Below are 20,843 nucleotides of genomic sequence, written 5' to 3'. Positions count from 1 at the left end.
AGGACTCGGACGTCAGTCCACCAACCCCATCACCCGCCGATAGAACCGCCATTCCTGCTCCAGCGCATGGGCCTGATTGGCGGCCCGGCGGAAGCCGTGGCGTTCGTCGGGGTAGTAGTGCGCCTCCACCGGAATGCCGTTGTTCTCCAGGGCGGTGACCATGTCGCGGGTCTGCTGTGGCACGACCACGGCGTCCAGTTCACCCTGAAAGAAAATCACCGGTACACGAATGTTGCTCGCGTGCAGCAACGGAGTGCGAGCGGCGTAGCGTTCGGCGTCTTTTTCGGGATCGCCGATCAGCCAGTCCAGGTAGTCACCCTCGAACTTGTGCGTCGCCCGGCCCAGCGCCACCGGGTCGCTGACGCCGTACAGGCTGGCGCCGGCGCGGAATACCTGATGGAACGCCAGGGCGCAGAGTGTCGTGTAGCCTCCCGCGCTGCCGCCGCGAATGAAGGCGCGGCTACCGTCGATCAGCCCGCGCCCGGCCAGGTAAGCGACCACCGCGCAGGCATCCTCGACATCCACCGCGCCCCAGCTCAGGTGCAGCGCCTGTCGATAGTCGCGGCCATAACCGCTGCTGCCACGGTAATTGAGGTCAGCGACGGCGAAGCCGCGTTGCGTCCAGTACTGGATACGCGGGTCGAGCATCGGGTAGCACGCCGATGTCGGGCCGCCGTGGATGAACACCACCAGCGGCGGTTTTGTTTCGCCATTGCCGGCCGGATAAAAGAAACCGTGAGCTTCGCCCGCACCGCTCGGATAACGCAGGGTTTGCGGACGGCTGATCCGCTCGGCCGGTAACGGAGCCACGCCGCCCGCCAGTACCTGCAAATGCCGCGAGCGACGATCGATAGCGATCACCGCCGAAGGGCTGACCGGTGAAGCGGCGATGCAATAGATGAACTGTTGATCCAGCGCCAGATGCCGGAAGCGGCTGTATTCACCGGTGAAGTCTTCGCCGTTCAGGGTCAGGCGACCAAAACCGCCTTCGCTCCAGCTCGACAAGTAGCCGTTCGCGACGGGCAACCAGGTGCAGCCGCCCAGTTGCCACGGCGCCGGGGCGTGATCGGCTTCGGCGCCGGGCAAGGGTTGCAGACATTGCGCCGACTCGACCCACGGCTGCCAGTATCCGGCGCGATCGGTCAGGCAGCCGAGGCGGCCGTCGGCATCGAATCGCGGTTGCTGGATCGACTCTTCAAGCGCTTCGCCCGCCACGCAACGGGGGATGGAAAAACCGTCGGCTGAACGTGCGGCGAGCATCAACCGGGTAGACGTCCATGGCTGGTGCGGGCGACTCCACTCGATCCACGCCAGATGCTGGCCATCCGGGCTGAGGGTCGGCGAGGCATAAAAGTCCGCGCCCTCAACCAGCAGATGGCGCCTGCCGTCAGCCAGATCAATTGCCACCAGACGATGCTGGTCATGGTTTTCTTCGACCGCCAACACTTGCCCTTCGGTGAAGTGCAGATCGCCAAAACGGCAATCACCCGAAGTCAGCGCCTCGGGCTCGCCTTCCAGTGATTGGCGATACAACTGCTGATCCGTTTCGTTGACGAAAACCACCCCGTCCGGCGTCAGACAAAACGCGCCACCGCCATATTCGTACACGCGACTGCGTACGCTGAAACCCGGTGGCGTCAGACATTTCGCCACACCGTCGCGCCAATGCCAGATACGGCACGCGGCATCGGCGGGGCGGTATTCATTCCAGAACAAGCCGTTGGCGCCGAGCTGCAGTTCGGCGAAATCCACCCCGGCGGCGACGGCGGCGGTGGCGCTGAAAGGCTCAGCCTTTGGCGATGAGGCGCGAGTTTCGTTCATTGCGAAAGGCCAGTTGTTCGATGGTCTGGGTGGCGCTCAAGGCTTCTTCGCGGGCCTTGAGGATGACGCCGTGATGGTCGGACTTGCTGCACACCGGGTCGGCATTGCTGGCGTCGCCCGTGAGCATGAATGCCTGGCAGCGGCAGCCGCCGAAGTCCTGTTCTTTCTCGTCGCAGGAGCGGCACGGCTCGGGCATCCAGTCATAACCCCGGAAGCGGTTGAAGCCGAACGAGTCGTACCAGATGTGCTGCATGCTGTGGTCACGGACGTTGGGAAATTGTACCGGCAGCTGTCGGGCACCGTGACAGGGCAGGGCGGTGCCGTCCGGGGTGACCGTCAGAAACAGGCTGCCCCAGCCGTTCATGCAGGCTTTCGGGCGCTCTTCGTAGTAATCCGGGGTGACGAATATCAGCTTGCACGGATGCCCTTCGGCTTCCAGTTTCGCGCGGTATTCATTGGTGATCCGCTCGGCGCGCACCAGTTGCTCTTTGGTCGGCAACAGTCCGACGCGGTTGAGCTGCGCCCAGCCGTAGAACTGGCAGGTGGCGAGCTCCACGAAGTCCGCTTCGAGGGCGATGCACAGCTCGATGATGCGGTCGATCTTGTCGATGTTGTGCCGATGGGTGACGAAGTTCAGCACCATCGGATAGCCGTGGGCCTTCACCGCGTGGGCCATTTCGAGTTTTTGCGCGAAGGCTTTTTTCGAGCCGGCGAGCAGGTTGTTCACTTGCTCGTCGCTCGCCTGGAAACTGATCTGGATGTGATCGAGTCCGGCCTTCTTGAAGTCGCTGATTTTCTTCTCGGTCAGGCCGATGCCGGAGGTGATCAGGTTGGTATAGAAACCCAACTGACGCGCTTCGAAAATCAGCTCGGCGAGATCCTGGCGCACCAGCGGCTCGCCACCGGAAAAGCCCAGTTGCGCCGCGCCCATCTCCCGCGCCTCGCGGAACACTTTTTTCCACTGTTCGGTGCTCAGCTCCTTGCCCTGTTCGGCGAAATCCAGCGGATTGGAGCAGTACGGGCATTGCAGCGGGCAGCGGTAAGTCAGCTCGGCGAGCAGCCACAGCGGCAGGCCGACCTCAGGCTTGGGCGGCAGATCAATCAAGGGTGATCCAGTGCTCTGCACGGGCAACCTCCATGAATTGCTCGATGTCGTCACCGAGTTCGGGCACGCCGGGGAACTGCTGGTCGAGTTCGGCGATGATCGCCGCGACATCCCGCTGGCCGTCAATCAGGCCGCCAATCAGCGCGGCGCTTTCATTGAGCTTGATCATGCCCTCGGGGTACAGCAGCACATGGCCTTTTTGCGCCGGCTCGTACTGGAAACGGTAGCCGGGGCGCCAGTTCGGCGTCTTGCTGCGGTCGAAACTCATAGGGTGATTCCTTTATGCCAGACCCGTTGTCCGGTGACGCTGTGATACGGCGGGCGGTTCAGTTCGTAGGCCATGCTCATGGCATCGAGCATGCTCCAAAGGATGTCCAGTTTGAACTGGAGAATTTCCAGCATGCGCTCCTGGCCCTCGCGGGTCTTGTAGTGCTCGAGCGTGATCGCCAGACCATGCTCGACATCGCGCCGCGCCTGACCGAGACGGGTGCGGAAATACTCGTAGCCGGCCGGGTCGATCCACGGGTAATGCTGTGGCCAACTGTCGAGGCGCGACTGGTGGATCTGCGGCGCGAACAGCTCGGTCAGCGAACTGCTGGCGGCTTCCTGCCAACTGGCGCGGCGCGCGAAGTTGACGTAGGCGTCGACGGCAAAACGCACACCCGGCAGCACCAGTTCCTGGGAGCGTAGTTGATCCGGATCGAGGCCAACCGCCTGGCCCAGGCGCAGCCACGCTTCGATACCGCCGTCCTCACCGGGGGCGCCGTCGTGGTCGAGCAGACGCTGAATCCACTCGCGGCGGATTTCGCGATCCGGGCAGTTGGCCAGGATGGCCGCATCCTTCAGGGGAATGTTCACCTGATAGTAGAAGCGGTTGGCCACCCAGCCCTGAATCTGTTCGCGGGTGGCCCGGCCTTCGTACATCGCCACGTGATACGGGTGATGAATGTGGTAGTAGGCGCCTTTGGCGCGCAGGGCCGTTTCGAATTCGGCGGGGGACAGCGGGGTGTCGGTCATTGCGGTTCTCCGGGAACAACCGGTTGGATTCTTTGTTGTCTGGTCGGACGCTTTCGCGGACCGGCCGCTAGAGCACGATACTCATGCCGTCATACGCCACTTCAACATTGCGTCGCGCCAGTTCGGCACGCTCCGGCGAGTCTTCGTCGAGAATCGGGTTGGTGTTGTTGATGTGGATAAGCACCTTGCGCTGCTCGGGCAACTGCTCAAGCACCTCCAGCATGCCGCCGGGGCCGTTCTGCGCCAGGTGACCCATCTCGCGCCCGGTGCGGGTGCCGACGCCACGGCGCTGCATTTCATCGTCGTCCCACAGCGTGCCGTCCACCAACAGACAATCGCTGCCCGCCATGATTTCCAGCAACGGGGCGTCGACCTTGCCCAGACCCGGGGCGTAGAACAGTTTGCCGCCGGTGTTGAGGTCTTCGACGATCAGGCCGATGTTGTCGCCCGGATGCGGGTCGAAGCGGTGTGGCGAGTAGGGCGGCGCGGCGCTGCGTAGTGGCAGCGGGGTGAAACGCAGGTTCGGGCAGGCGGCGACGGTAAAGCTCTGGTCGAGTTCGATGCGGTTCCAGTCCAGCCCGCCGTTCCAGTGCTTGAGCATGGTGAACAGCGGAAAACCGGTACTCAGGTCTTCGTGAACCATGTCGGTACACCAGACTTGATGCGGGCAGCCTTCGCGCAGGCTGAGCAGGCCGGTGGTGTGGTCGATCTGGCTGTCCATCAGGATGATCGCGCTGATGCCGGTGTCGCGCAGGGCGCGGCCGGGCTGCATCGGGGCGAAGCTCTGGAGCTGGGCGCGGATGTCCGGCGAAGCGTTGCACAGCACCCAGTTCACGCCGTCATCGGAAATCGCGATGGACGATTGGGTACGGGCCTGGGCATTCAGGCTGCCGTCGCGAAACCCGGCGCAGTTGACGCAGTTGCAATTCCACTGCGGAAAACCGCCACCGGCGGCCGAACCCAGAATCTGGACGAACATGAAGGCTCCATCATTTCAACGCTGAAAATAAAACGCCCCGGCGAGCCGAGGCGTTGCACTGCAAGCTCTGCGAGGCAGAACTCAGCGGCTGGCGAAGTACATGGTGACTTCGAAGCCGATACGCAGGTCGGTGTAGGCGGGTTTGGTCCAGGACATAAGGTGACTCCTTCTAGTGAGTGGGACAGCGCTGTCCATAGTTATAGTCCACGGCAGCGCAGGGATGTTCCAAATAGTTAGGCTGCTATGTTACTCAAAATTTCAACGGCTTGGCCCATGAATCTTTGAGAAAGCTCCTTGCAGCCCCGGTAATGATCACTTTGCCGCTTGCCAGGGCGCACCCGGCCCGACACTGTTCGCCAGGCACAGCCAGCCACCGTCGGCGCGGATCAGACGTTGAGCCGCCGTCAGCAGCGCCGGACGATCCAGTTGACCCAGCGCCGCGGTCAGTCGTGCCAGATAATCCGACGAATGGCCGGCCAGCCTCGCCTGCCACAGCCACTCAGCGGCATCCTTGCGGGACAGTACGCTGGCGTCCAGTTGCCCGGCGAGTAACTGGCGCTGTTCGGTGAGGCTGGCGTCATCGTGTTGTTCGATCAGCGCTGGCAGGGCTTCGAGGAAATGCTGAATGTGACCGAGCAATTCCCCGGCGGGGGCCGTTGGCGATTGCACGCCGAACAACAATCCCGTCCGGCCTTGAATCTGGCGCAGGGCGCTGAACACCGCATACCCCAACTGCAATTCGACCCGCAGGCGCTGATAGAACGGTGCCTGGCAAAGGTGCGCCAGCAAACGCCATGCAGCCTCGTCAGCGATTTCCCGGGTGGCCGTTGGGCAAAACAGCAGCAATGCGTGTTCGCTGGAGTCCGTTTCGACATGACTCCAGCGATGTTCGGCGATCGGTGCAGGCAGGATCGGCAATTGGTTGTCCGGCATACCGGGAATGCGGCTCAGGGCCAGGCCCATGGCCGCTTGAGTCTGCGCGTTGAGGCCCAGGGCCAGGCCCTCCCAACGGGAAGTTGTCCACAGGTGGCCGATGTCATCGGATGGCGGCAGCGGTTGCAGGCATCGCTCGGGCAAGACTTTGAGTAGCTGGCGGATCGGCATCAACGGCTGTTCCTGCTCGGACAGCGCGGAATCGGCATCAATCTGCGTCAGATTTTTCAGCGCATGCTCGAGGACAACGGGCAGCGGATCTTGCAGGCCGATCAGCTTCAGCAACCATTGATTGCCGGTTGTCGTGAATGACAACTCAACCCCTGCCTGACGCGCGTCGTCAGTCACATCCCGCAGGCTGCGTTGTAGCTTCGCTTGCAGATCGGCAGTGGCCGCCGCTGCCATTTGCCAGCGCAGGAACACCGCCCCCTCAGCGCTGTTGTCCGGCAAAGCCTGGCTGAACTGCATCGGCGAGCGTTCGCGACGGCTGCGCGAACGATCCTGGGCAAACGTGCGCAACCCACGGTGGGCGCTGGTTTGTCCGCGAATCAGCCCGGCGTTGGCGAGTGGTTCTGCTGTGCGCAAAAACGGGTTGGCGGCGGGCAGGTGCCAATGGCTGCTGAAGTTATCCACAGCGTCGATTTTTTGCAGGATCTGCTTGAGGGCGGCCACACCGGATTCGGATAAACCGTTGTCGCGCTGTTCGCTGTCCAGTCGCGCCAGTTGCAGCGCGCTGCTGACCTGCTGCTGGCGCTGAAGCAGGGCTGCATATTCCTCACGCAGGGCAGGCCAATCATTTTGGGCGGCGAAGAAGCCCAGCCAATCGCGCAGTTGTTCACGGAGGGCGCCCGGTGTCTCGGCAGGCGCCGTGAACGCCAGATGCAGCAGCGCCTGCCCGGCAAATTGGTACAGCACTGTGGCTTCCAAACGGTCCGCCAGGCCTTGTTTGCGCAAATGCGCGAGCAACCCGCCAGGCTTTGCGCTGTTCAGCCAATGACAGAGAAACGCCAGCGCTTCGGCGGATGACTCAGGCAAGGCCTCGAACGCATGCAACAGGTCAAGCCGTCGCTCGGCGACCTGTTGATAACTTGTCGTTTCGCCCTCCATCAATGACGGTGGAACCGACTGCGCCACTTTATCCCCAGCCGGCAGGACGGCTGCGAACTGCTCCGCCAGCGCCCGCAATTGTTCAAGGCTCTGCGGCCCGACCAGGCTCAAGGTCATCTGCCCGGTGCGATAGAACTGCTGATGGAAATCCCTCAGTGCCTGCTGAAAATCCGCTTGCGAAACGGGCAGGCTGTCGCGGTTGCCGGCATGAAAACCACGCAGCGGATGGATTGCCGACAACCCGTCGGACAACGCGAATTGCTGCCGAGCCAGGGCGTCCTGCGACCAGGCGATGAATTCGGCGTGCAGCACTTCCCGTTCACGCAGTTGATCGTCCGGACTCATACGCGGGTGAACGAGCATGTCTGACAGACGCTCAAGCCCCGCACTGAAGGACGTCGGCGGGAGTTCAAAGAAGAAATCGGTCGTGCGCTCTCGGGTGCTGGCATTCACTTGCCCGCCGTGGGTTTGCACGTAGGTCATCAGCCCCTGATCGGCCGGAAAACGCTCGGTGCCGAGAAACAGTAAATGCTCAAGAAAATGCGCCAGCCCCGGCCACGCCAACGGGACATCGTGGCTACCGGCTGCCACTCGCAACGCAGCGGCGCTGCGCTTCAGGCCGGGCATGTGGCGCAGGGTCACGCGCAAGCCGTTAGCCAGGGTTTCGGTGTGAGGGCGGGGGTGAGTCGGCGCAGACATGGGCACTTCCAGAACAGAGAAGTGCCCATGCTAGCGGATTAGCGTTTGTTCAGCGCGTCGTAAAGTTCCGGGCGACGGTCGTGGAGGTAGCGGTTGGCGGCGCGGGAGTCGACCATCAACTGGCGATCCAGCTCGCCGACGATCAGGGCTTCATCCAGTCCGGCCTGGGCGATGCGGCTGCCATCCGGGGCGGCGATGCTGCTTTGCCCGCAGTAATGGATATCGCCCTCGTGACCGCAGTAGTTGGCGTAAGCCACGTAGCATTGGTTTTCGAAGGCTCGGGAGCGGACGGTGACGTCGGCGACGAAATCAAAAGGAATCATGTTCGCCGTCGGTGCCAGAATCAGTTCGGCGCCCGCAAGGGCCAGGCGCCGGGCGTTTTCCGGGAACTCCAGGTCGTAGCAGATCAGGAAACCGAGCTTCCAGCCGTTGAGCTCGACGATTGGAAAATCGCCTTCGCCTGGGCTGAACATCGAGCGGTCGAGATCACCGAACAGGTGCGTCTTGCGGTAATTGCACAGGCGTTCGCCCTGTGCGTCGATCAACTGCACCGCGTTGTAGATCTGGCCGTCCGCAGTTCGCTCAGGGTAACCGTAGAGGATCGCCAGGCCGGCAGCCTTGGCGATCCGGCCGATCTGCTGCGCCCATTCACCGTTGTGGACCTCGGCCAAAGTGCTGACCGCCTCTTTGCCGATGTTGTAGCCGCTCAGAAACATTTCCGGCAGCACCAGCAGGTCGGCACCCTTGGCCTCCATCGCCAGTCGATGCAGGCGCTGCAGGTTGGCGGCGGGTTCCAGAGGCAGCGGTGGACATTGGTAAAGGGCTACACGCATCGGGAATTCCTCTTACTCGGGCAGGGCGATAGGGCCGATGTCTTTGAACACATCACCCGGGCCAGGGTTCTCTTTATGTGTGGCCCCGCCGAAATGTTTCATGATCCCCCACACGGCGTTGAGCGAGGTCTGCACCGCGCCTTCGACCCACGCCGGTGTCCACGACACGTCGTCACCGGCGATGAAAATCCCACGCTGCTCGGCCGGCATGTCGTCCTGCATGAAGTGCGCGTACATCCGCTGGTTGTAGCGATAGTGGCCGGGCAGGGCGCCCTTGAACGCGCCGAGGAAGTGCGGATCCGCCTCCCACGACACGGTGATCGGATCGCCGATGATCCGCGCAGCGATATCGACTTTCGGGTAGATCTTTTTCAACGCATCCAGTGCCAGTTTCACGCGCTTTTCCACCGGATGTGGAAGCATTTTCAACGCATCGCTCATCCACGAATACGACAGGCAGATCACGCCGGGCTTGTCGTCACCGTTGTCGAACAGATAGGTGCCACGGGTCAGGCGATCGGTGAGGGTCATGCTCATCAGGTCGCGGCCGGTTTCCGGGTCTTTGTCTTTCCAGAACGGCCGGTCGACCATCACGAAAGTCTTCGACGACTGCATGTAGCGGGTGCGGTCGAGGGCCATCCACATCTTTTGCGAGAACAGGGTTTCCTCGCATTCGATCTGGGTGGTCAGCAGCCAGCTCTGGCAAGTGGTCAGCACGGCGGCGTACTCGCGGGTGTCGCCATTGTTGTCGGTGACCGCGAAACGGCCATCCGGGGCATGAGCGATTTTTTTCACGCCGGAACGCGGGGCGCCGTGGTGCAGCGACTTGAGGCTGGTGCCTTCAGGCCAATGTACGCAGCGCTCCGGCACATGACGCCAGATGCCTTGCGGCACCTGTTCCACACCGCCGACCACCAGATGCTGATGATCGTCGCAGTTGGTCATCACCACGCGGAAGATTTCCAGCATCGAGTTGGGGAAGTCCGAGTCCCAGCCGCCGGTGCCGAAACCCACCTGACCAAACACTTCGCGGTGATGGAACGACAGCTTGGCGAAGGCCTTGGAGGTGGCGACGAAGTCGTAAAACGTGCGGTCGTCCCACAGCGGCACGAGGGTGTTCCACAGCTCCTTGAGGCGTGGCACGTCGCGGTCGCGGATCGCTTGTTGAATGTCGGAGAACTGCGAGCCGGCTTCCAGAGCATCCGCCCAGGCGTCAGCCACTTCCTGGAACAGTGCAGGAAGATCCGCCAGTTTCTGTGCGTAATGGGTTTTGCCTTCCAGATCGATCACGGTGCTGCCGGAGGCCGGCGTCAGCGGGTTGGGGAAGGGTTTGGTCTGCAGGCCGAGTTTGTCGACGTAGTGGTAGAACGCGGTGGACGACACCGGGAAGCGCATGCCGCCAAGCTCGGCAACGATGCCATCGGTGCCGTTGAACGCCTGCGAACGCAGACGCCCGCCGAGCTTGGAAGCCTCGTAGACCACCGGTTTCAGGCCGAGCTTCATCAGTTCATAAGCGGCCACCAGACCGGCGATGCCAGCGCCGACGATCGCCACTTCGGCGCCGTGATTGTGCTCGGGAATGCTGCCGAGACCAGCCGGGTGCTCGATCCAGTCGTCGAAGGCGAAAGGAAAGTCCGGGCCGAAAATGGTGATCGGCTTTTTACCGTCTGCAGGATGGCGATTGTTCTTGTTCATGGCTGACCTTGCTGGCGACCCGACGCGGGATGCGCGTCTGAGTATAGGAAAAGATGCCAGCCATTCTAGGGAGCGGAGAACACGTTAATAAGACGCAAAGTGTCGTCGTTTTGCCAGATTGATGATCAATGTGACGATATTGATGCGCATATCGACTACTGTCGAAGCGGACTAGCCTGCGAATGAGGTGATCAGGCGACCGAAAAACTCAAACCGGATGCCCCCGGTCAATCTTGCTGCTCAGAATGATCGACGTCGTGGTTTTCTCCACCCCGTCCACACTGCCGATCTGATCCAGCAACTGATCCAGTTGCTCCGGCGAATCGGTACGCAGCCACGCCACGTAATCAAATTCGCCACTCACGGCACACAACTGCTGTACCTGCGCCATCGCACTCAGCCGCCGCAATACTTCTTTGCCGGAGCGCGGTTGCACCTTGATCCCGACATACGCCTGCAACCCGCCATCGACTACCCGCTGGCCAAGGCGTACGCCATAACCGGTGATCACTTTGGCCTTTTCCAGCCGCGCCAGGCGTGACGTCACGGTCGTACGAGCGATCCCGAGTTGCCGAGCCAGCATCGCCACACTCTCGCGGGCGTTGATTTGCAGGGCCGCGATCAATTGGTGATCGATTTCATCAAGCACGGGGGGGCGAGTGTCTGGCAAGGGGGACTCCATTGAGGCGCGGATCTTTAGGCGAGCATGTTACAGCGTCAACCGGCTAGATATTGACTCCCCTCTGTTGTAGTCGAAGGTTGAACGCAGAAACGAAATAGCCGCGCAATTGCGCGGCTATTTTATTGAATAAATAACGGCTATTGACCATAACGCTGTGCGAAATCGGCAATTTCCTCTGTTGCGTGAAAATCAACCAGTTGTAGGCCTTTTGCCTCAATGCTTTCCTTGGCAATCTCTACAGCTTTGCGATGGCGAGGTGATGAGGTCTCCGCAGGTGTAGTAATGGGGATAAGCACATTCTTCAACTGGATAATGCCTTCCTGCTCCGCTCGTACGAATTTCATCAGCCACTGATCGCAGTGATCGAGTATTGCGCTGGGCTCTGATTGATCAAAAGCCAAAGGTTTGATAGCTGCCACGACCTTGTTGCGATGTACCAAGGGAAGATGCAGCTTGGTCAGGTCGCCGGTCAGCGTGTCATCACGGAAAGTGCGAATTGATGCCCGCGAGAACATCTCCCGAATCTCCCGAACCATCACCTCCTCGCGACGCTCACGGCCAATGCCTTGGCGATCAATGTAGCGGTTGAACAGCGTGGTGAGGGTATCGTCGAGATTTTCCGCCAGGATAGAGCGCATGGGGCTGAAGCGAATCATCGACTCTTTCGGCTCCGTCATGAATCGAAAGTGGTTAACGATCTGCGACTCCTGAGCGCCTGCGGTCATGAGGCGAATGCTCTCCAATTCGTTCTGAGCTATCTCCATCGCCTTGGCGAAAAGATTACTGCACTCAAAGAAATGATTAACCCGTTTCAGATTTTTACGAGCAAGTCTGTACTCCATGCGGCCGACTGCAGGAGCTGAGAGAACGATGCCTACGTTGGCAAACTCCTCTGTTTCCGCAAATGGTGCAAAGCGCACGATGCTGTAAAGGCAGGTGTATTTCATTTCAGGACGCTCCAGAATTCGTCCGAATGGCAAAGCAGCAGGTTACTTTCTATTTCCTCAAGCAACGTTTTGAGTCCGAGGGCTCCGATGGAGTCACGCCACTCTTCAGGAATGTCTGAGCATAGGTCACTAAATCGTCCAGCAGTGTCATGCATACGTTGACCGTATTCAACTTTGTCGACCAGATCCAGTTGCCATGTCCGGTTCTCGGGTCCAAACACATGGCTTTCAGCAAATTTTGAAGCATCCAGCGGCCATTGGAATGCCTGATTGTGGTCGATCAGTTGTAGCTGATTGCTGGTGCTGCACATCAGCAGATTCGGACGCCCACCAAATGGCCCCAACTGACGATCACTGTTGCCTACCCAATAATCAAAAACGAAGACGGCTTTTTGAAGGTCGCTCGGAACCTGTAGAGCTTGTGAGTACAGCAAGTCGGCAGCGTCAGAGATGTAGGCAAGGGCATAGCTGTCCCCAGGTCCGAGATCGCTACGAGCTTCCTGGTTGTAGCGCAGCAAGGCAGGATCGACATAGATACAGCCATGCTCGGGAATGGGTAGGCCGAACTGAGCAGCCAGGCGAGCACAGAGCAATTCGGCAATGCGTTCGGCGGGAGGTAGCTCCAACCCTTTGACCACATAGTGCTTGTCATTGTTTGCACGACACAAAAATGGCCGCGTAATGCCACCTTCCAGTCGACGAATGATTTCAACCGCTTCTATGTAGTTACCGACGGCCATTCATGGCTCCCTGATAAATCCGCTCGTCAGACAATACTGGTCTGCCTCTCGATGCACCATGCCCCGCAAGTATTTGGTTCTTAGGTCTGTCCGCAGACTGTCCCGCGCACAGTTGTCATAAAGAGAGCTGCGATGTTTTTGACTCGACGGGTTTCCAGGCCGGGCCGCTGATATGCAGCGACGTCTGGAGAGTATCCCGGCAAAGAAAAAGCCAACAAGCCACTGACGCATCCCGAAATGCAGCTTCGGAATTTGCCTACAGCCTTGGCGGTAATCTTCCGAACATTGCGCTCGTGAAGACTAGAAAGGTCAAACAGCCATCCAAGAAAAAGCCGCGCATTTGCGCGGCTTTCAATTTGGTGGGCCCACACGGACTTGAACCGTGGACCAAAGGATTATGAGTCCTCTGCTCTAACCAACTGAGCTATAGGCCCTCAGTAGGTCGCGGATTATAGCGACGGTTTCTCGGCTGTGCTATCCGAATAATTGGTTACGGCTATGCGAAGAAACGTCGCGGCGAATTCCTCTGGTGGCAAGGGCAGGCTGACGATGTAGCCCTGGATCTGTTCGCAGCCTTCGGCGGCGAGGAATTGTTGTTGGGCCTGGGTTTCCACACCTTCGGCGATCACAGTGAATTGCATGCTGCGGCCCAGGGCGATGATGGCGCGGACAATCGCCGCGTCGTGGGGGTCGTCGGGCAGGCCGCGAACGAAAGACTGGTCGATCTTGAGGATGTCCAGGGGCAGACGCTTGAGGTAACTCAGCGAGGAATAACCGGTGCCGAAGTCGTCGATGGCCAGTTGAACGCCGAGGTGTTTGAGCTGATGGAGTACCGCCAGTGCCTCTTCGGCCTGGCTCATGATGAAGTTTTCGGTAATTTCCAGTTGCAGTAAATCCGGGTTGAGACGGTTGTCCTTGAGCAGTTGCTCGATCCGTCCCAGCAGGTTGGGCTGACGCAGCTGCGCGCCGGCGAGGTTGACCGAGAGCGGGCCGAGGCAGTCGTAGATCTGGTTCCACTCGAACATCTGCCGGCACGCGGTTTCCAGCACCCAGTCACCGATCTGCAGGATCATGCCGTTTTCTTCGGCCAGCGGAATGAAATGCTCCGGCGGCACATCGCCGAAGGTCGGGTGACGCCAGCGGATCAGGGCTTCGGCGCCGACGAGGCTGTGGTCATCGAGGCTGATTTTCGGCTGGTAGTAGAGGTACAACTCGTCGCGCTCGATGGCGCGGCGCAGTTCGTGTTCCAGAGCGATTCGCTCGCTGGCCTGGGCGGTCAGGTCGCGGGTGTAGCTTTCGACGCGGTTGCGGCCCTTGGCCTTGGAGCGGTACATCGCCGCGTCGGCGTTTTTCACCAGCGTCGCCACATCACAACCGTCGCGCGGGTACAGGCTGGTGCCGATGCTGGCGCTGATGAAGAACTCATGTTCCCCGGCCTGGAACGGTGCGCTGAAGCAATTGAGCAGCTTGGTGGCGATGTTGTCGGCGTCGCTGGCCTGCTGCAGGCCGGGCAGCAGGATGATGAATTCGTCGCCACCCAGGCGCGCCACGGTATCGATGTCACGCAGCTGTTCCTTGAGGCGCACGGCGATGCCTTTGAGCAACAGGTCGCCGACCGGGTGACCCAGGCTGTCATTGATGTGCTTGAAGCGATCCAGATCGAGAAACAGGACCGCGCCCTGACCACCGTTTTCTTGTTGGTTGTTCAGCGCCATGAGCAGGCGGCTTTCGAACAGCGTGCGGTTCGGCAGGCCGGTGAGCGGGTCATGGTGGGCCTGGTAATCGAGTCTGGCCTGAGCGTGCTTGAGGCTGGAAATGTCGGCGAACACGGCAACAAAGTGGGTGATGAACTTGTCGCGATTGCGCACGGCGCTGATCGTCAGCCAGCTCGGATACAACTCGCCATTCTTGCGCCGGTTGGAAATCTCGCCCTGCCAGTGACCTTCGGCGGTCAACTGATGCCACATCGCCGCATAGAAGGCGCTGTCATGCAGTCCCGAGGCCAGCAGGCGCGGGGTGTGGCCGAGGGCTTCGCTTTCGCTGTAACCGGTGATTTCGGTAAAGGCGCGATTGACCGCGCTGATGTGTTGCTGGGTGTCGGTGATCAACACGCCCTCGGCGGTGCTTTCGAACACGGTCGCCGCTTGTTGCAGCTTTTCCTGCATCAGGTGTCGCTCGGTGATGTCCCGGGCGATGGTCAACATGCAGTTGTCGTCGCCGATCGGCAGGGGACGGCTGGACACTTCGCAGAGACGGATCTGCCCGTCGCTGCGGCGGATGTGGCAGGTGAAATCACGGACGAAACCGTCACGGTGCAGCAGGTCGAGCATCTGCTTGCGCTCGTTGAGATTGACCCAGATCCCCAGATCCAGCGCCGAGCGATCCACCGACATGGCGCTGTTGAACCCGGTGATGCGGCTGAAACCTTCATTGACTTCCATCAGCAGGCCATCGCTCTGGCGCGACAGCAGCAAGCCGTCCGGCGAGGCGTGGAAGGCCTTGGCGAACTTCTCTTCGGAGGTTTGCAACTGCTGCTGGGTTTCCTTGAGCTGGGTGATGTCACGCACCACGACCACCAGCGCCGGGGTGGTGTCGAGGTCGAATGGCTCGGCGGAAATCAGGCCGGTGAACACCTGGCCATTATTGCGGCGAAAGGGCATCTCCAGGTTGCGGATACTGCCGGCCTGCAAGCGCTGCAACAACCCGGGGCCGACGCCGGGAATGCCCCAGATATTGAGCTCGGTGGCGGTCTGGCCGACCACATCTTCGGCCTTGAGCCCGATCTGTTCCTCGAAGGCTTCGTTGACTTCCAGCAGGCAACCGTCCGACAGCCGTGCTATCACCAGAATGTCCGGGCATTGCTGGAAAACCGAGGCGAACTTCTGCTCCGACTGGCGCAGCGCATCCTCGGTGCGCTTGGCTTCGCTGATGTCGATCATCAATCCGCGCATCACCGGCTCGTGGCCGTGTTCGATCAGGCTGACGATATCGCGCACCCACAGGCAGCGGCCATCGGCGGTGATCACGCGGTAATCGAGGCTGTGGTCGCGTCCGGCGAGGACTTCGTGATCGCAGAAACTCTGCGCGCGGGTCAGGTCCGCCGGATGGATGATGTTGCGCCAGAAGCCCGGGATCAGCCAGTGGGACAGTGGATAACCGAGCAGGTCTTCAGCATGGGGCGACACGTAGCTGTAGGTGAAGTCGCTGATCCGTGCTTCCCAGGCAATCGCCGACAGACTCTCCACCAGTCCGCGATAGTGGTACTCGCTGCTGCGCAGCTCCTGTTCGAGGTCGATGCGCCGGGAGATTTCCGAACTCAGCCGGCGGTTGATGCGAATCACCACCGCCAGCACGATCACCAGCAGCGTCAGGCCGGGCAGGCCGTAAACCAGCAGATCTGACCAGAATGTCCGATGATCGAGGACATTGCCCACCCAATGCTCCTGGATGGAACTGATTTCCTCCGGGCTCATGTCCGCCAGGACCTTGTCCAGAATGCCCACCAGCATTTTGTTGTCACGGGGCACGCCCATCGCCAGTTGATAGCGATACGGCGTTTCGCCGCTGACGTACAGGCCGTCGAGTTTGAGCTGGCGCAGGCTCCAGACACTGGAGGCGAGATCGCCGACTACTGCGTCGACTTCGTCGGTCGCCAGGGCCTGCAAGGCCGAGCTGACATTGGGCATTGCCACCAGATTCAGGTCGGGATGGTGGGTGCGCAGCAGTTCGTGGGGGGCATAGTTTTCCACCACGGCGATTTTCAGGCCATACAAGTCTTCGAGTTTGCGCGGCTGTGGCCCGCCGACGTGGGCGAGGATGACAATCGGGAAGTCCAGGTACGGACGGGTGAACGACAGATACGTCTGGCGTTCGGGGGTGGACATGATGCCGGGCAGCAGATCGAGGGAGCCTTGTTTGGCCTGTTCCAGCACCACCGACCAGTTCACCGGCTCGATGGGCGTGAGTTTGATCGCCAGGCGCTGGCGAATCACGTCGATGTAATCGGCCGCCAGACCCTGATAGCGACCCTGATCGTCGCGAAACTCGAAGGGGGGCCACGACGCATCGACACCCAGGCGCAAGTCCGGGTGGGCCGCCAACCAGCTACGTTCTTCGTCGGAAAGAGTCAGCGCGCCAGCCGTTGCGGTCCAGGTCATCAGCGACAGCAAAAAAAGCACGGTCGGCAGTCTGGGCATAACGGTCTCGTTATGGCTCGGGGAATGTTTCGAGTGTAGACGGGGTATGCGTGGGGAGGGGGCTGCGAAGTATTTAATCTGCATAAACAAAACCCCCGGCCTGGGCCGGGGGTTCTGGTATCACTCGTCGAGGAAGGAGCGCAGATGCTCGCTTCGCGTCGGGTGGCGCAGCTTGCGCAGCGCCTTGGCTTCAATCTGACGGATCCGCTCACGGGTCACGTCAAACTGCTTGCCGACTTCTTCGAGCGTATGGTCGGTGTTCATGTCGATACCGAAACGCATGCGCAGAACCTTGGCTTCACGGGCAGTGAGGCCGGACAGCACTTCGCGGGTCGCTTCTTTCAGGCTCTCAACAGTGGCGACATCGATTGGCGACTGCATGGTCGAGTCTTCGATGAAGTCACCCAGATGGGAGTCTTCGTCATCACCGATCGGGGTTTCCATGGAGATCGGCTCTTTGGCGATCTTCAATACCTTGCGGATCTTGTCCTCAGGCATTTCCATGCGCTCACCCAGCTCTTCCGGGGTCGGTTCGCGACCCATTTCCTGCAGCATCTGGCGGGAAATACGGTTGAGCTTGTTGATCGTCTCGATCATGTGCACCGGAATACGGATGGTGCGGGCCTGGTCGGCGATCGAGCGAGTGATCGCCTGACGGATCCACCAGGTGGCATAAGTCGAGAACTTGTAGCCGCGACGGTATTCGAACTTGTCCACCGCTTTCATCAGACCGATGTTGCCTTCCTGGATCAGATCGAGGAATTGCAGGCCACGGTTGGTGTACTTCTTGGCGATGGAGATCACCAGACGCAGGTTCGCCTCAACCATCTCTTTCTTCGCGCGGCGGGCCTTGGCCTCACCGATCGACATGCGACGGTTGATGTCCTTGATCTCGGCGATGGTCAGACCGGTTTCGGTCTCCAGTGCGATCAGTTTTTGCTGGCAGCGAGCGATGTCCGGCAGCAGGCGGCCGATGGCCTCTGCGTACTTGCCCTTGCCCTTGGCCAGAGCGTCGGCCCAGCTTTCGTCGACTTCATTGCCCGGGAACTGACGCAGGAAATCGGCGCGTGGCATACGTGCATCACGTACGCACAGTTGCATGATCGCGCGCTCTTGCTGACGCAGGCGATCCAGGGCGCTGCGAACACGCTCGACCAGGCCTTCGAATTGCTTCGGAACCAGTTTGATCGGCATGAACAGCTCGGCCAGAACCAACAGTTCGGCAATCGCTGCCTTGTTGTTGCGACCGTGCTTTTTCAGGGCCTTGCGGGTGATTTCCATCTGATCGGCGACAGCACCGAAGCGCTGGGCGGCGATTACCGGATCCGGACCGCTTTCGGCTTCTTCTTCGTCATCGGAAGATTCGCCGTCATCGTCTTCGGAGTCGTCATCGGCCTTGGCCGCTTTCTCGTCGACCGGTGGCGGTACTTCGGCGGCCGGCGGCGTAGTGCCATCGTCCGGGTCGATATAGCCGCTCAGGACGTCGGACAGGCGACCACCTTCGGAGGTGACGCGATCGTATTCGGAGAGAATGTGGTCAACCGTGCCGGGGAAGTGCGCGATGGCGCTCATCACTTCACGGATGCCCTCTTCGATACGCTTGGCGATTTCGATTTCGCCTTCACGAGTCAGAAGTTCGACCGTACCCATTTCACGCATGTACATGCGCACCGGGTCAGTGGTGCGACCGATATCGGTCTCCACCGCCGCCAACGCAGCGGCTGCTTCTTCCGCAGCGGCCTCGTCGGTATCGGCGTCGCCCAGCATAAGGGCGTCCGCATCCGGAGCACTCTCGTGTACCGGGATCCCCATGTCGTTGATCATGCGGATGATGTCTTCCACCTGCTCCGGATCTGAAATATCCTCGGGCAGGTGGTCGTTGACCTCGGCGTAAGTCAGATACTTCTGCTCACGACCCAGTTTGATCAACTCAATAATACGAGACTGCTGTTGCGCTTTTCCGGACATAACACCCTATCCACTGAAGGTCTTGGCGGGCAAAAAACAAGCCGAGGATTATACCTGAGCTATGACCTCACGCGCCAGTTGAGGTCGGGTTTGATGCGGAAACATTGCGACTCAATAGGTCGCGCAGTTGGTTTTTCTCTTCGGTACTCAATTCGCTTTGACGGGCTTTTCTGAGCAGTTGTTCCAGGTTTCGCTCGCGTTGGCGGGCTGACAAGCTAGTAATGGTGTCGAAAAACTGTTGTTCAAGGTTGTCTCCGTCGATCAGCCATTCCTTTTCCGCCAGTGCCTTGAGCAGGCGTCCCTGTTCGGTTCCGTGCCATCGCGCGATCAACTGAAATGAGTTTAGCTTGGGATTCTTCTGTACGGCTTCGAGCAGTGCCACCAACAGCTGTGCGTTGGTCTGGTTTTCGTCGGCAAAGTGCCCGGCATCCTCGACTTTTTCCGCCAGTTGCGGGTGGTGCAGCAAGGTGCGCAGGGCTGCCAGTGTGGGTGGTTCGACGGCCGCCGGCACTCGCGGGGCACGTGGCTGGTCGCGATCGCCGCCGCGCTTGCCGTTCTTGTCCCAGGGTTTTTTTTCCCATTTCTTGCCGCCGGTGCCGGGCTTCTTCGGCGTCCACTCCTGCTGCGGCACATACATGTCCTGTGCCTGCGGCTGATGATAGTCGCTGTAATCCGGCATGGCGTCGTAATCGATGCCTGGATCATAGGCGGGTGGCGCTTCCTGCGGAGCGCTCTGGGCCAGCTGGCTGACGGTTTCGCTGCTCAGGCCGGTGATTTCGGTCAGGCGCTGGCGCATCAGGATGCGCAGGTTGGCACCGGGCACCTTGTCGATCAGCGGTGCTGCGAGCGTCGCCATGTGCGCCTTGCCTTCGAGTGAGCGCGGGTCGGCTTCCTCGGTCAACTGCTGGAAGAAATAATCCGCCAGTGGCTGGGCATGCTGATTGATGCGGGCGCGGAAGGCATCGGTGCCTTCCGCGCGGATCAAGGTGTCCGGATCCTCACCTTCGGGCAGGAACAGAAAGCGTGCCCGGCGTCCGTCCTGCAGGCTGCTCAGGGTGGCTTCCAGGGCGCGCCACGCGGCGTTGCGGCCGGCCTGGTCACCGTCGAAGCAGAACAATACGTTCGGCACTACGCGAAACAGGCGCTTGAGGTGTTCTTCGCTGGTGGCGGTGCCCAGTGTTGCGACGGCATTGCGCAAGCCCTGTTGGGCCAGAGCGATGACGTCCATGTAGCCCTCGACGACGATGATTTCGTCGAGGTTGCGGTTGTTCTTGCGGGCTTCATAGAGGCCGTAGAGTTCCTGGCCCTTGTGGAAGACCGGGGTTTCCGGTGAGTTCAGGTACTTGGGTTTGTCGTCCCCGAGTACTCGCCCGCCGAAGGCGATGATGCGCCCACGGGTGTCGCGGATCGGGAACATCACGCGATCGCGGAAGCGGTCGTAGCGTTTGCCGGTTTCGGCGTTCTCGATCAGCAACCCGGCGTCGATCATGGCTTTCTGCTGCAGGGTGTCGCTGCTCAGGTGCCTGAACAGATTGTCCCAGCCCGGCGGGGCGAAACCGAGGCCGAAGTCCCGGGCAATCTCGCCGGTCAGGCCGCGGCCCTTGAGGTAATCCACGGCAGCTTTGCGTGCCGGGTGGCTCTTGAGTGCCTGGCGGTAAAAGTCAGCGGCGGCAGTGAGCAGCGGGTACAGCGGCGAATCGGTCGGTTGACGCGGCTTGTGCGAGCGACCGCTTTCTTCGCGGGGGACTTCCATGCCGGCCGCTTTGGCCAGATCCTCGACGGCCTGGGGGAAGTCCAGGTTATCGTGATCCATGAGAAAACCGAGCGCGTTGCCGCCGGCACCGCAACCGAAGCAGTAATAGAACTGCTTGTCGGGGCTCACGCTGAACGACGGGGTTTTCTCTTTGTGGAACGGGCAGCAGGCAGTGTAGTTCTTGCCGGCCTTCTTCAATTGCACGCGCGAGCTGACCACATCGACGATGTCGGTGCGGTTCAGAAGGTCGTCAATGAAGCTCTGGGGGATCAACCCGGCCATGGCGTTCTCGTGGTCTGCGTTGCTACTGTTATAAATCCGATGCGAAGGGCGGGCGCGGGTCGTTGATGGATGCGCGCACAAAGGGC

General features: G+C 60.5%; 15 protein-coding genes and 1 tRNA gene. All 16 read right to left on the bottom strand.

Annotated elements, in window-relative coordinates; translation table 11 throughout:
* Nucleotides 1-12: 12 nt before the first annotated feature.
* Nucleotides 13-1,821: a S9 family peptidase gene (locus N8H74_RS00325; protein WP_262145787.1), complete on the bottom strand. Its 1,809-nt coding sequence runs from the start codon at nt 1,819-1,821 to the stop codon at nt 13-15.
* Nucleotides 1,787-2,947, bottom strand: coding sequence for a pyrroloquinoline quinone biosynthesis protein PqqE (gene pqqE, locus N8H74_RS00320; protein ID WP_262145786.1), 1,161 nt, complete (start codon nt 2,945-2,947; stop codon nt 1,787-1,789). The genes N8H74_RS00325 and pqqE overlap by 35 nt, the downstream gene beginning before the upstream one ends.
* A complete protein-coding gene (gene pqqD / locus N8H74_RS00315) occupies nt 2,919-3,194 on the bottom strand; it encodes a pyrroloquinoline quinone biosynthesis peptide chaperone PqqD (protein WP_217829568.1) in 276 nt (91 codons plus the stop codon). The genes pqqE and pqqD overlap by 29 nt, the downstream gene beginning before the upstream one ends.
* Nucleotides 3,191-3,943, bottom strand: coding sequence for a pyrroloquinoline-quinone synthase PqqC (gene pqqC / locus N8H74_RS00310; protein ID WP_262145785.1), 753 nt, complete (start codon nt 3,941-3,943; stop codon nt 3,191-3,193). The genes pqqD and pqqC overlap by 4 nt, the downstream gene beginning before the upstream one ends.
* Before the next feature lie 67 nt (nt 3,944-4,010).
* Nucleotides 4,011-4,922 carry a pyrroloquinoline quinone biosynthesis protein PqqB gene (gene pqqB, locus N8H74_RS00305; RefSeq protein WP_217829570.1) on the bottom strand — a complete coding sequence of 304 codons (912 nt, stop codon included), beginning with the start codon at nt 4,920-4,922 and terminating at the stop codon, nt 4,011-4,013.
* An 81-nt stretch (nt 4,923-5,003) separates the two neighbouring features.
* Nucleotides 5,004-5,078 (bottom strand): pyrroloquinoline quinone precursor peptide PqqA, encoded by a 75-nt coding sequence (gene pqqA, locus N8H74_RS00300; protein ID WP_003422658.1) that lies wholly within the window; start codon nt 5,076-5,078, stop codon nt 5,004-5,006.
* Nucleotides 5,079-5,234: 156 nt separating this feature from the next.
* Complete coding sequence (pqqF, locus tag N8H74_RS00295; RefSeq protein WP_262145784.1) at nt 5,235-7,661, bottom strand: pyrroloquinoline quinone biosynthesis protein PqqF; 2,427 nt, start codon at nt 7,659-7,661, stop codon at nt 5,235-5,237.
* A 38-nt stretch (nt 7,662-7,699) separates the two neighbouring features.
* Nucleotides 7,700-8,494: a carbon-nitrogen hydrolase family protein gene (locus N8H74_RS00290; RefSeq protein ID WP_217829572.1), complete on the bottom strand. Its 795-nt coding sequence runs from the start codon at nt 8,492-8,494 to the stop codon at nt 7,700-7,702.
* Between the two features lie 12 nt (nt 8,495-8,506).
* Nucleotides 8,507-10,189 carry an NAD(P)/FAD-dependent oxidoreductase gene (locus N8H74_RS00285; RefSeq protein WP_217829573.1) on the bottom strand — a complete coding sequence of 561 codons (1,683 nt, stop codon included), beginning with the start codon at nt 10,187-10,189 and terminating at the stop codon, nt 8,507-8,509.
* Nucleotides 10,190-10,397: 208 nt separating this feature from the next.
* Nucleotides 10,398-10,859, bottom strand: coding sequence for an Lrp/AsnC family transcriptional regulator (locus N8H74_RS00280; protein WP_262145783.1), 462 nt, complete (start codon nt 10,857-10,859; stop codon nt 10,398-10,400).
* A 149-nt stretch (nt 10,860-11,008) separates the two neighbouring features.
* The gene (locus tag N8H74_RS00275) at nt 11,009-11,818 is read right to left on the bottom strand and encodes a DUF3037 domain-containing protein (RefSeq protein ID WP_262145782.1); all 810 of its coding nucleotides are present in this window, start codon (nt 11,816-11,818) and stop codon (nt 11,009-11,011) included.
* Nucleotides 11,815-12,558 (bottom strand): HipA family kinase, encoded by a 744-nt coding sequence (locus N8H74_RS00270; RefSeq protein ID WP_262145781.1) that lies wholly within the window; start codon nt 12,556-12,558, stop codon nt 11,815-11,817. The genes N8H74_RS00275 and N8H74_RS00270 overlap by 4 nt, the downstream gene beginning before the upstream one ends.
* Nucleotides 12,559-12,915: 357 nt before the next feature.
* Nucleotides 12,916-12,992 (bottom strand) — tRNA-Ile (locus tag N8H74_RS00265).
* A 15-nt stretch (nt 12,993-13,007) separates the two neighbouring features.
* Nucleotides 13,008-16,754, bottom strand: coding sequence for an EAL domain-containing protein (locus N8H74_RS00260; protein ID WP_262145780.1), 3,747 nt, complete (start codon nt 16,752-16,754; stop codon nt 13,008-13,010).
* Nucleotides 16,755-16,874: 120 nt separating this feature from the next.
* Nucleotides 16,875-18,722 (bottom strand): RNA polymerase sigma factor RpoD, encoded by a 1,848-nt coding sequence (gene rpoD, locus N8H74_RS00255; protein ID WP_217829576.1) that lies wholly within the window; start codon nt 18,720-18,722, stop codon nt 16,875-16,877.
* A gap of 67 nt (nt 18,723-18,789) precedes the next feature.
* The gene (gene dnaG / locus N8H74_RS00250) at nt 18,790-20,757 is read right to left on the bottom strand and encodes a DNA primase (RefSeq protein ID WP_262145779.1); all 1,968 of its coding nucleotides are present in this window, start codon (nt 20,755-20,757) and stop codon (nt 18,790-18,792) included.
* Nucleotides 20,758-20,843 lie beyond the last annotated feature (86 nt).

Origin of the sequence: Pseudomonas sp. B2M1-30 (assembly GCF_025447575.1) — a bacterium.
Taxonomy (GTDB): Bacteria; Pseudomonadota; Gammaproteobacteria; order Pseudomonadales; family Pseudomonadaceae; genus Aquipseudomonas; species Aquipseudomonas botevensis.
This window is presented reverse-complemented; position numbering and strand designations above follow the sequence as displayed.